The sequence below is a fragment of the Amycolatopsis acidicola genome (assembly GCF_007713735.2).
GTDB classification, from domain to species: Bacteria; Actinomycetota; Actinomycetes; order Mycobacteriales; family Pseudonocardiaceae; genus Amycolatopsis_E; species Amycolatopsis_E acidicola.
The window spans coordinates 1-11,341 of record NZ_VMNW02000156.1; the positions used below are offsets into that span (position 1 = coordinate 1).

At 70.8% G+C, this 11,341-nt stretch carries 14 protein-coding genes and 1 pseudogene; 10 read left to right on the plus strand and 5 right to left on the minus strand.

The features are described 5' to 3' along the window. The 5 genes and pseudogenes from FPZ12_RS46780 to FPZ12_RS46785 form a co-directional block, all read left to right on the plus strand. Nucleotides 1-379: pseudogene (locus FPZ12_RS46780) on the plus strand (hypothetical protein); the annotation flags it as partial. Between the two features lie 11 nt (nt 380-390). Further along, on the plus strand, nt 391-762 hold the full coding sequence (locus FPZ12_RS44155; protein ID WP_144760406.1) for an MmcQ/YjbR family DNA-binding protein: 372 nt from the start codon (nt 391-393) through the stop codon (nt 760-762). A gap of 92 nt (nt 763-854) precedes the next feature. Continuing rightward, nucleotides 855-1,628 (plus strand): polysaccharide deacetylase family protein, encoded by a 774-nt coding sequence (locus FPZ12_RS44160; protein ID WP_144760409.1) that lies wholly within the window; start codon nt 855-857, stop codon nt 1,626-1,628. A gap of 17 nt (nt 1,629-1,645) precedes the next feature. Beyond that, nucleotides 1,646-2,137: a DinB family protein gene (locus FPZ12_RS44165; RefSeq protein ID WP_144760412.1), complete on the plus strand. Its 492-nt coding sequence runs from the start codon at nt 1,646-1,648 to the stop codon at nt 2,135-2,137. 55 nt (nt 2,138-2,192) lie between these two features. Next, on the plus strand, nt 2,193-2,423 hold the full coding sequence (locus FPZ12_RS46785) for an NUDIX hydrolase (RefSeq protein WP_243770347.1): 231 nt from the start codon (nt 2,193-2,195) through the stop codon (nt 2,421-2,423). Here FPZ12_RS46785 and trxA read toward each other — a convergent pair. The 4 genes from trxA to FPZ12_RS45910 all read right to left on the minus strand — a co-directional run bounded on the left by trxA (nt 2,412) and on the right by FPZ12_RS45910 (nt 4,742). Further along, a complete protein-coding gene (gene trxA / locus FPZ12_RS44175; RefSeq protein ID WP_144760415.1) occupies nt 2,412-2,729 on the minus strand; it encodes a thioredoxin in 318 nt (105 codons plus the stop codon). The genes FPZ12_RS46785 and trxA overlap by 12 nt on opposite strands. Continuing rightward, the gene (locus FPZ12_RS44180) at nt 2,730-3,137 is read right to left on the minus strand and encodes a MerR family transcriptional regulator (RefSeq protein ID WP_144760418.1); all 408 of its coding nucleotides are present in this window, start codon (nt 3,135-3,137) and stop codon (nt 2,730-2,732) included. It lies immediately after the preceding gene. A 28-nt stretch (nt 3,138-3,165) separates the two neighbouring features. Next, a complete protein-coding gene (locus FPZ12_RS44185) occupies nt 3,166-3,942 on the minus strand; it encodes a CPBP family intramembrane glutamic endopeptidase (RefSeq protein WP_144760421.1) in 777 nt (258 codons plus the stop codon). A 101-nt stretch (nt 3,943-4,043) separates the two neighbouring features. Continuing rightward, nucleotides 4,044-4,742: an SDR family oxidoreductase gene (locus tag FPZ12_RS45910; RefSeq protein WP_166463108.1), complete on the minus strand. Its 699-nt coding sequence runs from the start codon at nt 4,740-4,742 to the stop codon at nt 4,044-4,046. A gap of 388 nt (nt 4,743-5,130) precedes the next feature. Between FPZ12_RS45910 and FPZ12_RS44195 the strand changes: the two genes are divergently transcribed. Continuing rightward, a complete protein-coding gene (locus FPZ12_RS44195; RefSeq protein WP_243770348.1) occupies nt 5,131-5,820 on the plus strand; it encodes an alpha/beta fold hydrolase in 690 nt (229 codons plus the stop codon). Between the two features lie 3 nt (nt 5,821-5,823). Here the strand turns inward: FPZ12_RS44195 and FPZ12_RS44200 are convergent, their stop codons facing one another. Next, entirely contained in the window at nt 5,824-6,576 is a 753-nt protein-coding gene (locus FPZ12_RS44200) for a pentapeptide repeat-containing protein (RefSeq protein WP_341771268.1), read from the minus strand. A 120-nt stretch (nt 6,577-6,696) separates the two neighbouring features. Between FPZ12_RS44200 and FPZ12_RS44205 the strand changes: the two genes are divergently transcribed. The 4 genes from FPZ12_RS44205 (at nt 6,697) to FPZ12_RS44225 (ending at nt 11,180) form a co-directional block, all read left to right on the plus strand. Beyond that, on the plus strand, nt 6,697-7,428 hold the full coding sequence (locus FPZ12_RS44205; RefSeq protein ID WP_144760430.1) for an SDR family oxidoreductase: 732 nt from the start codon (nt 6,697-6,699) through the stop codon (nt 7,426-7,428). A 28-nt stretch (nt 7,429-7,456) separates the two neighbouring features. Continuing rightward, complete coding sequence (locus tag FPZ12_RS44210) at nt 7,457-9,109, plus strand: FAD-dependent oxidoreductase (RefSeq protein ID WP_144760433.1); 1,653 nt, start codon at nt 7,457-7,459, stop codon at nt 9,107-9,109. Beyond that, the gene (locus tag FPZ12_RS44215) at nt 9,106-10,533 is read left to right on the plus strand and encodes an ATP-binding protein (protein ID WP_144760436.1); all 1,428 of its coding nucleotides are present in this window, start codon (nt 9,106-9,108) and stop codon (nt 10,531-10,533) included. The genes FPZ12_RS44210 and FPZ12_RS44215 overlap by 4 nt, the downstream gene beginning before the upstream one ends. A 362-nt stretch (nt 10,534-10,895) precedes the next feature. Further along, nucleotides 10,896-11,180 carry a helix-turn-helix domain-containing protein gene (locus FPZ12_RS44225; RefSeq protein ID WP_243770349.1) on the plus strand — a complete coding sequence of 95 codons (285 nt, stop codon included), beginning with the start codon at nt 10,896-10,898 and terminating at the stop codon, nt 11,178-11,180. Nucleotides 11,181-11,341: the final 161 nt, after the last annotated feature.

An 11,341-nucleotide genomic window follows, 5' to 3' on the forward strand; every position in this document is an offset into this window, starting at 1 on the left:
CTTCTGGGGGCGGGTGTGGCACCGGCTCACCGGGCTGACGGTCGGCTACGGCTACCGGCCCGGGATCGCGCTGCTGTGGTGGATCGGCGTGTTCGTGCTGGCAGTCGGCCTGGTCGTCGGCGTCGCGGGCCCCGCGGGGCTGGCGGTGCGGGTCGGCGCGCCGGGCCCGTGCGCGGTGGTGGACCAGGTCGGGCTGGCGCTGGACACCACGGTCCCGCTGGTGAAATCCACGGCACAGCAACGATGTCAGCTCGTGTCGGGCAGCGGGCTCGGCTCGGCGGTGGTCGCGGTGAGCTGGGTGCTGCAGGCGCTGGCGTGGGCGTTCCTGACCTTGTTCGTGGCGGGCTTCACCGGGCTGGTGCGGCGGTCGGCCCGCTAGGGTGGGCTGCTGTGAACGCCCGAGAGTTGAAGAAGCTGTGCCTGAGCCTGCCGGGCAGCCGCGAGGAGTTCCCGTTCGACGAGGGCACCAGCGTGTTCAAGGTGTCGGGGAAGATGTTCGCGCTGAGCAGGCTGTCCGGGAAGCCGCTGAGCGTGAGCCTCAAATGCGACCCGGAGCTGGCCGTGCGGCTGCGCCTCGACTTCCCCGCGATCACCGGCGGATACCACCTGAACAAGAAGCACTGGAACACCGTGGTGCTGGACGGTTCGGTGCCGGCCCGGCTGGTGGGGGAGATGATCGAGGACTCCTACGACCTCGTGGTCGCCGGCCTGCCCCGCCGGGAGCAGGAGAAACTGAAGTGGGTGGCGCTCAGCCGAGAGTGAGCGCGTGACAGCCGGGCGCCGGAGAAACTCCGGGGCGAAATCCCCCGATCGGCTCGCCTTTCCGCTTATCGTGCGCTGCGCGGGAGGTGGAAATGCGTTATCGCGTGCTGCGGCCGCCGTATTGTTATCGCTGGGCCGTGTTGATCGCCGTCCTTGCCGGAACCGTTTCGCTCATCGTTTCGCTCTGCCAGCCGGGCGCCGAAGGTTCCCCCATCCGGCCCAGCCCGCCGCCGGCCGTCGCGGCCGGGCCGACGGCCGCCGACCCCGCGCCGGATCTGCTGCGGCACACCGCGAACACGGGCAAATACGTAGCGCTCACTTTCGACGACGGGCCCGATCCGGCGTTCACCCCGCGAATTCTCGACGTGCTCGCCAAGAACAACGCCGTCGCCACTTTCTGCATGATCGGCACGCGGGTGCGCGCACACCCGGAACTGGTTCGCTCCGTGCTCGCGCACGGAATGCGATTGTGCGATCACACCGTGAATCACGACGAGGATCTCGCCCGGCGGACTCCGCAGCGGATCACCGCGGAAATCGAAGGCTGCTGGTCCGATCTCCAGGTGGCCGCCGACGCGGACGTGGCGGTCGGCTACTTCCGCGCGCCGGGCGGGGCGTGGTCGCAGCCGATGCGGGAGGCGGCGGCGCGCGCGGGGATGAAACCCCTTGCGTGGTCGGTGGATCCGCGTGACTGGGCCACCCCGGGCACGCAACAGATCGCCGCCGCCGTGCGGCAGAACGTCCAGCCGGGGTCGGTGATCCTGTTCCACGACGGCGGGGGCGACCGGGCGCAGACCGTGGAAGCGCTCGGTATCCTGCTGCCGTGGCTCGCGGGACAGGGCTACCGGTTCGATTTCCCCGGCTGAGGGGGACAGGAGGCTTGATGGGCGCGTTCGACGTGCGGCTGGACGACGACCGCACCCAGTTCGACGCCTTCATCGAGGATTACCGCACGGCCATCGAGTCGACTCTCGACGGTCTCACCGAGGAGGAAGCCGCCCGCCGCCTCGTCCCGTCGGCGACGACGTTGCTCGGGTTGCTCAAGCACGTCACGTGGATGCAGCGGGTGTGGTTCGAGGAATGCGTCGGCGGCCGGTCGCGCCGCGAGCTCGGCCTGGTGCGGAGCCCGGACGAATCGTTCCGGCTCGCGGGGGAAGACACCATCGCCTCGGTCACGGCGGCCCACCGCGAAGCCTGCGCCACAGCCCGGAAAGCGGTCGCGGACCTGCCGCTGGACGCCGTCGTGACCGGGCACCGGGCCGGGCCGCGCACGCTGCGCTGGGTGTACCTGCAGGTGCTGCGGGAGCTGGCGCACCATTGCGGGCACGCCGACATCCTGCGCGAACAGATCCTCGCCGGCCGCGAGCCCGGCTGATGCGCTTGACCGACGAGCTGACCGGCTACCAGCGGTGCACCCCGAGACCGGAGGTGTGCTTCTCTGGCACGCGCGGCAGCAGGCGCGTCCGCAGATCGGCGGCCACGGCGACCCGGGCGAAACGGAGCCGCGGGAGATCGTGCTGCGCGAGGGCCGGGAGGAGGCCGGGCTGACCGACCTCGCCCCGGCCGGCGGCTGCTGCACGTGGCCGTGGTTCCCGTGCCCGCCAAGGGCGACCACCGAGCCGAACGTCCGCGAAACCCTGGCCCGCGCGTCAGGCCGGTAGCAGGTCGAGCTCGGCCAGCAGCCGCGCTTTCGGGCGGGCGCCGACGATGGTGCGCACCGGGGTGCCGTGCTCGAACAGGATCAGCGTCGGCAGCGACATCACCTGGTAATCCCTTGCCGTGCGCGGGTTCTCGTCCGAGTTGAGCTTGACGATGGTCAGCTCGCCTGCCCGCTCCGCGGCGATTTCCTCCAGTACCGGCGCGATCATCCGGCACGGCGGGCACCATTCGGCCCAGAAATCGACCAGCACGGGGCCTTCGGCCCGCAGCACGACCTGTTCGAAGGTGTCGTCCGTGACGTTGTCCATCTAGCTCTCCTCCCGTTCGAGCACCGCCGGGCCGGGCACGGTGCACGGCCCCGGTTCGCGGTGCAGCGCCCCGGCGAGCTTGGCCAGCAGGCTCGTCCGCACCTCGCTCAGCCGCGCCAGGCAGGCGTCCACTTCGGCGAGTTTGCGTTCGTAGACCTCGATCGAGTCGGCGCAGGAATCGCCGCTCTCGTGCCCGGCGCGCAGGCAGTCCACGAACGGGCGGGTGTCGTCGAGGCTGAACCCGACCGCCTGCAGCGTCTGGATCTCGCTCACCAGCCGCAGGTCTTCCTCGCCGTACTCGCGGTAGCCGTTCGCGGCGCGCCGCGCCGGGAGCAGCCCCTGTGCTTCGTAGAACCGCAGTGCCCGGGTGGTGGTCCCCGCCCGCCGCGCCAGCTCACCGATCCGCATGAGCCGAGCGTAGACATTGACGCTTACGTCAAGGCAACGCTTCCGGCCCCGTGCGCCCGCGGCGGGTGAACACCAGCACCGCGACGGCGATCAGCGCGAGCACGTTCAGCACCGGGCCGAAGTACTCGCGCCCCGGCACGACCGCGCTGGAGATGAGCGAGAAGTCCCACAGCGCGTGCACGACCGCGGGCAGCAGCAGCCCGCCGGAACGCCGCCGCACCAGGTAAAAGAAATACCCCGCGGCCGCCGTCGCCAGCACCTGCACGAGCGCTTTCGCGCCGCTGCTGAGCAGATTGCTCGCGTGCGCCAGCCCGAAGATCACCGAGGTCCACAGCGCGACGCCGCCCTCGCCGCCCGCGCCGCGGAACACCGCGACCCCGAGCCCCCGGAACAGGCCCTCCTCGGCGAACCCGACGAGCAGCGTGCTCGCCAGGAGCAGCAGGGTGAACCCGAGCCCGCGATCGGCGAGCGCGCCATAGTCCGTGGACACCACGGAAACCCCGATCATGAGCACCGGGATGATCGTGATCCAGCGCGCCGCGGGCACGTCGTCCACCCACACCGGGCGCCACCACCGCAGGACCGAGACGATCAGCGCGAGGTAGCACAGCCCGGCGGCGATCGGCACCGTCATGTCCCGCCACAGTTCGTTCGCGTTCGTCGGTGAGGCGTAGGCGATGTCGAGGCCGCGGGTGAGGAGCGCGCCCACGCCCTGCGCGATGAGCACGTACCCGGCGACGACGAGGAGGTACGCCCACACCGGCAGGCGGCGGACGCGCGGTTCGCGGACCGCCTGCTGTCCCATGTGCTCGCTCCGCGAAAGCCGGCGACCGCCGCTGGTGACGATCTTGGAACCCGATTATGGGCCGGGGCTCACCGCGTCCGCAATCGGGCGATCCGGGCTGGTCAGCGCCGCCAGGTCGGCTCCAGGACGAACTCGGTGAGGTGCGCGTCGGCCGGCGCCGCGAGCACCGCGCGCACGGCTTTGGCGACCGTCGCGGGGGCGAGGTAGCGCTCCGGTTCGAACGGGCCGCCCTCGCGGCGCCGCACGGTGCGCTGCATTTCGGTGGCGACGCGGCCGGGGTAGATGCTCGTCACCCGCACCCCGTGGTTCAGCTCTTCCTGATGCAGCGCCTCGGTGAACACCCGCAGCGCCTGCTTGCTCGCCGCGTACGCGGACCGGCCGGCGGGGGAGCGGGTCACGACGGTCGAGTTCACCACGATCACCCGCCCGCGGGTCCGGCGCAGGCCGGGCAGCAGCAGCCTCGTCAGCTCGACGACGCCGAACAGGTTCACCGCGAACACCTCGCGCCAGCGCCGCTCGGACATGTCCAGCACCGTGCCCTGTTCGAAGGCGCCCGCGCAGTGCAGGAGGACGTCGACCTCGCCGAGATCCTGGGGCGGCTCCAACGGGACGCCTTCGTCGCCGGAGAGGTCCAGCTGCCAGCAGAAGGCCTCGGGCAGCGTGGAGGCCATGGTCTTGAGCGCGGTTTCGTCCCGTCCGGCCAGCCAGAGGGTGTGATCCCGCGCGAACAGCTCGACCACGGCGCGCCCGATCCCCCCGGTCGCCCCTACCACCACCGCGACCGGTCTTCGTCCGCCCACTGTCGTTTCCCTTCGTAGCGGGAAAAACTCCGGCACGCCTGTAGTCGAGGCCGAACTCCCCGTCGCTACACGTTCCGGCGGAGATTTTCGGCGGGGAGAGCGGATTCGCGGACGAAAAACGACATATCGCCCGCGGCGCGCACAGACATGTCGGCTTCTGCCGGGAAACCGCGGTAACCGGGCGGAGACCGGCGAAAACCGTTCTCCCGTAACGGAAACAGGGAACCGGCCGACTACGGCACAACGGTGCAGCGGCGGTGTGGGGCCGCGACCAGTCTCGCCCGGCGTCCAGACTCCCCCTCGGGACGTTGTGGTGGGCGAGTGCCCCGGGCGCGGGCTCCCTTGTCCCCCCGCGCCGGGGGTCACTTGCCGGGGGATGATGTCCGGCGTGGAAACGGAACTGGTGGCGATACCCGGCACGCTGTGCGCGCCGGAGGTTTTCTCGCGCGTGGCGGGGTTGCTCGAGGGACGCGTCCGGGTGCGCGCGGTGGACTGGATGCTCGGCGAAGGCCCCTGCCGGGTCGAGAACGTCGCCGAGCGGATCGCCGCCACCCTCGACCGGCCGGTGCTGCTGGCGGGTCATTCCACCGGCGGCGCGATCGCGTTGCGGCTCGCCGACCGTCACCCCGGGCTGGTGTCCGGGCTGCTGCTGATCGACACCGGCGCGCACATGCACGGCCACGGCGACGTGGACAAGATCATCGAAACCGTGACCACCGGCTGGGGCCCGGGCCTCATCTCGGCGGTGCTGGACCGCTCGTTCGCCCGCCCGCTGCCGCCCGAAGAACGCGCTGATTTCCTGGCGTACGCGGAAAAAGTGCCGCAGGACGCGGTGCTCGCCGCCCTCACCAGCCAGCGCGATCTCGACCTGACCCCGGTGCTGTCCGGGCTCACCTGTCCCGTCACGGTGCTGCACGGCGAACAGGACGGGGCCCGGCCGATCGCGCAGGCGCGGGAGATGGCCGCGGCGATCCCCGGCGCGCTGTTCCGCGCCGTGCCCACCGGGCACACCCCGGTCTGGGAGGACCCGGAAACCTCGGCGGAGGTCATCCGCGAACTGGCCGCCCGGATCGGCTGAGCGTCAGGCCGGCGCGCCCCAGTGCCGCGGGATCTCCAGCCGCGGGGGCAGCAGCGTGCGCTTGTCACCGGTTGCCGAGTCCACTTGGGACTGCGTGAGGAACAGACTGGTGGACAGGTCGGCGCCGGAGAGGTTCGCGCCGCGCAGGTCGGCGCCGATCACGTCGGCCTCGCGCAGGTCCGCGCCCGTGAAGTCCGCCCCGATCGCGAGCGCACCGCGCAGGCTCGCGCCCCGCAGGTTCGCCTTGCGGAAGCGCTTGCCCAGCAGGTCGCCCCCTCGGTGGTCCGGACCCCGCGTGCCCGCGCGCGCCAGTTCGCTGGCCTTGAGCACCAACGGGTTCACCCGCCCCCGGTGGGCGTCCACGTCCAGCTCCAGCAGCTCACCCGCGTCGAGCCGGGTGAGTGCCTCCGTCTCCTCGAAGGCTCGCGCCAGCTTCGCGCGGACCGGGCGGGCGGCGGGGAAACCCTGCGCCTCGCGCAGGTACCACAGCAGCTCGTGTAGCGCGCGCATCACCGCCAGCGCGGGGAACATCCGCTCGCGCAGGGACGGTTCGGCGCGCCAGTCCCGGCCGCCGAAGGTGACCTGGGAAAGCTGTTGCCCGGCGCCGAAACAGTCGTACACCGTGCAGCCGGGGAAGCCCTCGTCGCGCAGCCGGGTGTGGATGCCGCAGCGGAAGTCCGCCGCCAGGTTCGGGCACGCCCGCCCGGCCGGTTTGTCGAGGGCGAAATCCGCGGAACGCGCGAAAGCCGTTGCCACGCAACACAAAGCGAAACAACGGCTACAGTCCGCACGCAACGTGTCCACGGGAGACGAGAATACCCGCCGGCCGGATAGGGTCGTGGCGGCGGCATTGCTACCGGAGGAGCGAACTTGGGCGTGGCATTGGTGACCGGGGCGTCACGCGGGCTGGGCGCGCACATCGCCCGCGCGCTCGCCGCGGACGGCTGGGACGTGGCCGTGAACTACCACTCCGACGACGACGGCGCCCGGCGCGTCGTGGACGAGATCCACGCGCTGGGGCGGAAGGCGTTGGCGGCCAAGGCAGACGTCACCGACGAGGACGAGGTGCCGGGTCTCGTCGAACGGGCCGGGCGGGAGCTGGGCGCCATCGGCGCGCTCGTCGTCAACGCCACCGGGCCGCAGCCGGAGATCCCGCTCGAAGCGCTCACCTGGCGCGATCAGCTGGACCAGCTCGAGTTCTTCGTGAAGAGCCCGACCCTGCTGGCGAAGGCCGTGCTGCCGGGCATGAAGGCACTGGGGCAGGGCCGGATCATCCAGATCGGCTCGGACATGGCCGAGCGCGCGCTGCCGGAGTGGTCCGCTTACACCGCCGCGAAAAGCGCCCAGCACGGGCTGACCCGCGTGTGGGCGCGCGAGCTCGGGCCGTCCGGCATCACCGTGAACCTGGTGGCGCCCGGCTGGATCCCCGTCGAGCGGCACGCCGGCGCCCCGGACGGGGACCGGCGCTCCTATGTCGCGGACGTGCCGCTGCGGCGGTTCGGCCTGCCCCGGGAGGTGGCCGCCGCGGTGCGATTCCTCGCCTCGGACGCCGGAAGTTTCGTCAATGGCGAACGCATCACCGTCAATGGTGGCCACACGATCGACTGAGCGGCGGAAAACGCCGTAGGGTTTCCTTGTGAGCCAGCCCATCCTGATGACGGTGGACGACGATCCCGCCGTGTCCCGCTCGGTCGCCCGCGACCTCCGCCGTCGCTACGGCCAGGACTACCGCGTGATCCGCGCCGGTTCCGGCGCCGACGCGCTCGACGCCCTGCGCGAAATCAAGCTCCGCGGGGACGCGGTCGCCGCGATCCTCGCCGACTACCGGATGCCCCAGATGGACGGCATCGCGTTCCTGGAGCAGGCGATGGACCTGTTCCCGCACGCCCGCCGCGCGCTGCTGACGGCCTATGCCGACACGGACGCGGCCATCCAGGCGATAAACGTGGTCGACGTCGACCACTACCTGCTCAAACCGTGGGACCCGCCGGAGGAGAAGCTCTACCCGGTGGTCGACTCGCTGGTGGACGCGTGGCGCGCGATGGGGGACCGGTCCGTCGAGGAGGTCAAGATCATCGGCCACCGGTGGTCCTCGCCCTCCTACCTCGTGCGGGACTTCCTGGCCCGCAACTCCGTGCCGTACCGCTGGTACTCCGTGGACGAGCCGGAAGCGGAGCGCCTGCTGGAGGCCGCCGGCCGCGCCAGTGCGGACATCCCGGTGCTGATCACCCCGGACGGCCAGGTGCTGTGCAAACCGGGCGGGGAGGAGATCGCCGACGCGGTCGGCCTGTCCACCAGGCCCGCCGAGGAGTTCTACGACCTGATCGTCGTCGGCGGCGGGCCCGCGGGTCTCGGCGCCGCCGTGTACGGCGCGTCGGAGGGGCTTCGCACGGTGCTCGTGGAGCGCAAGGCCACGGGCGGCCAGGCCGGGCAGAGCTCGCGCATCGAGAACTACCTCGGCTTCCCCGACGGTGTGTCCGGGGCGCAGCTGACCGACCGGGCCCGGCGCCAGGCGCAGAAGTTCGGCGCCGAGGTGCTCACCGCGCGCGACGTGGTGGGCCTGGAGGCGCGGGGTTCGGCGCGGGTGATCAAGTTCGGGGACGGTTCGGAGTTGGCGGCGCATTCGGTGGTGCTGGCGAGCGGGGTGTCGTACCGCTCGCTGCAGGCCACCGGCGTCGAAGGGCTGACCGGCCGCGGCGTGTACTACGGCTCGGCGGCCACCGAGGCGCCTGAGTGCGCCGATCAGCACGTGTACATCGTGGGCGGCGCCAACTCGGCCGGGCAGGCGGCGGTGTTCTTTTCCCGCTATGCCAGCGATGTCACGATCCTCGTGCGCGGCCCGTCGTTGCGGGCGTCGATGTCGCACTACCTCATCGAGCAGCTGGAAGCGATCGAGAACGTGCACGTCCGCACGCACACCACGGTCACCGAGGTGCACGGCGAGAAGCACCTGGAGCGGATCACGCTGTGCCAGGACGGCCGGACCGAGACGGTGGACGCGAGCCACCTGTTCGTGTTCATCGGCGCCGCGCCGCGCACGGAATGGCTCGGCGACGAGGTGGTGCGTGACGAGCACGGTTTCGTGTGCACGGGCACGGATCTCCTCGTCGAGGGCAGGCGGCCGCCAGGCTGGGCGCCGGACCGCGATCCGCACCACCTGGAATCGTCCATCCCGGGGGTTTTCGTCGCCGGCGACGTACGCTCGGAATCGGTGAAGCGTGTCGCGTCCGCGGTCGGCGAGGGCGCCATGGCCGTCACCCTCGTGCACCGATACCTGGAGCAGCGATGACCGAACCCGAAGTGGTGCTGACACGGGAGTTCCTGCGGGAGCTGTTCCTGTTCACCAGCCTGTCCGACGAGCAGCTCGACTGGATCCTCGCGCACGCCGTGGTCGAGTCGTATCCCGGCGGCGCCAAGGTGATCAGCGAGGGCGAGCCCGCCACGTGTTTCTACGTGCTGCTGTCCGGGGCGCTGCGGATGACGAAACTGGTGGGCGGCAACGAGGTCGAGACCACTCGGTCCGATCAGCGCGGGGTCTACTGCGGGGCCACCCAGTTCTTCTACGGGCAGAACCAGCAGGAGTACGCGGCGACGATCCACGCGGTCAGCGACCTGACCTTCCTGACGCTGCCCGCCGAGGAGTTCGCCGGGCAGTTCCGGGCGTGGTTCCCGATGGCCACGCACCTGCTGGAGGGTTCGTACCTTGGCTGGCGCAACACCGACGCGCTGATCGGTTCCCGGCGGCGGTTGCTGGCGCTGGGGGAGATGTCGGCCGGGCTCACCCACGAGCTGAACAACCCGGCGGGCGCCGCCGTGCGCGCCACCGCGGCGTTGCGCGAGCGGGTGGCCGGGATGCGGCACAAGCTCGCGATACTGGCCAAAAAGGACATCGACCCGAACCTGCTGGAACAGCTGATCGACGTGCAGGAGCGGCTGGTCAAACAGGTCGCCGCGGCGCCGCCGCTGACGGCCATGCAGCAGGCCGACCGTGAGGACGAGATCAGCGACTGGCTGGAGGACCACGGGCTCGAACAGGGCTGGGACCTGGCCCCGATCTTCGTGGGCGCGGGGCTTACGGCCGAGAACATGGACCACGTGCTGGAGTCCGTCGGCGACTCGCTGATCGACGGTGCCGTGCGGTGGCTGGCGTACGCGCTGGAGACCGAGATGCTGATGGGCGAGATCGAGGACTCGACGACGCGGATCTCGGCGCTCGTCGGTGCCGCGAAACAGTACTCGCAGATGGATCGTGCCCCGCACCAGTGGGTCGACGTGCACGAGGGGTTGAAGTCCACGCTGGTGATGATGTCGGGGAAACTCGAAGGCATCGAGGTGGTGAAGGAGTTCGACCGCTCGCTGCCGAAGGTGCCGGCGTATCCGGGTGAGCTGAACCAGGTCTGGACCAACCTGATCGACAACGCGCTCGGCGCGATGGACGGCAGTGGCACGCTGACCATCCGCACTTCGCTGGTGAACGACCAGCTGTGCGTGGAGGTCGGCGACACGGGGCCCGGCATCAGCGCGGAGCACAAACAGCGGATCTTCGAACCGTTCTTCACCACGAAACCGGTGGGGAAGGGCACGGGCCTCGGCCTGGACATCTCGTGGCGCATCGTCGTCGAACGCCACCACGGCGACCTGCGTGCCGAGTCCGAACCAGGCGATACGCGGTTCCAGGTGCTGCTTCCGCTGACGGAGCAGGCTTCGGAGTAAGGGGCTGGGCCGCGGCTGGGGCGTGTTTGCCGTTCCCAGGCGCGAGTTGGCCGTGCCGGGGCGCGTGTTTGCCGTGCCGGGGCGCGAGTTGGCCGTGCCGGGGCGCGAGTTGGCTGTTCCCGGGTGTGTGTTTGGCTGGTCCAGCACAGGAGCGGCGGCGTTGCGCGATCTTGCTGGTGGCGGGAGACAAGGCCGGGCAATGGCGGAAGTGGTACGACGAAGCCATTCCCCTGGCCGAGCAACGGTACGAGCAACACCTGACCCGCACAGGAGGGCGATGACCATGGCCGATTGGCAGGACGTCAAGAAGCGCAAGCACGAGCTCGACCTGGCCGCCGGTCGTGACGTCGAGGCCGCGCGGAGTGAAGCGAAGACCCGGACCGGACTCCTACGTCCTCGGCTACCGTCTCGGCGAGCTGCGTGAGCGCGCCGGTCTGAGCCAGACCGAGGTCGCGAAGCGGATGGGGGTCAAACAGCCGCGTGTCAGCGCCATCGAGAAGGGCGATCCCGCGCAGATGGAGGTCGAGACCCTCAAGCGCTATGTCGCCGCGCTGGGAGGTCGCCTCCGGGTCGCCGCCGGTTTCGGGGATCACGACGAGATCATCTCCCTCAGTGAGGTTGACCGGGGTAAGACGGCCTGCGCCTGAAGTGGGGCTGCGGCTGGGCTGGGCTGGGGCCTCGGCTTGGGACAGCAATCGCGCGGCCTGCAACAGCAACGGCCGCGCGCGGGGCGCGCTGAGGGCACCCCACCACCGCCCCGATCTGTGAGTGTTCCAGGGCGGCTGGGGATCGGAGCGATGGTGGGGTG

Bases quoted from the DNA above. Each gene is read 5' to 3' on its own strand.
- FPZ12_RS44160 (WP_144760409.1), top strand. From the start codon at position 855: ATGCGTTATCGCGTGCTGCGGCCGCCGTATTGTTATCGCTGGGCCGTG.
- FPZ12_RS44165 (WP_144760412.1), top strand. From the start codon at position 1,646: ATGGGCGCGTTCGACGTGCGGCTGGACGACGACCGCACCCAGTTCGAC.
- trxA (WP_144760415.1), bottom strand. From the start codon at position 2,729: ATGGACAACGTCACGGACGACACCTTCGAACAGGTCGTGCTGCGGGCC.
- FPZ12_RS44180 (WP_144760418.1), bottom strand. From the start codon at position 3,137: ATGCGGATCGGTGAGCTGGCGCGGCGGGCGGGGACCACCACCCGGGCA.
- FPZ12_RS44185 (WP_144760421.1), bottom strand. From the start codon at position 3,942: ATGGGACAGCAGGCGGTCCGCGAACCGCGCGTCCGCCGCCTGCCGGTG.
- FPZ12_RS44215 (WP_144760436.1), top strand. From the start codon at position 9,106: ATGACCGAACCCGAAGTGGTGCTGACACGGGAGTTCCTGCGGGAGCTG.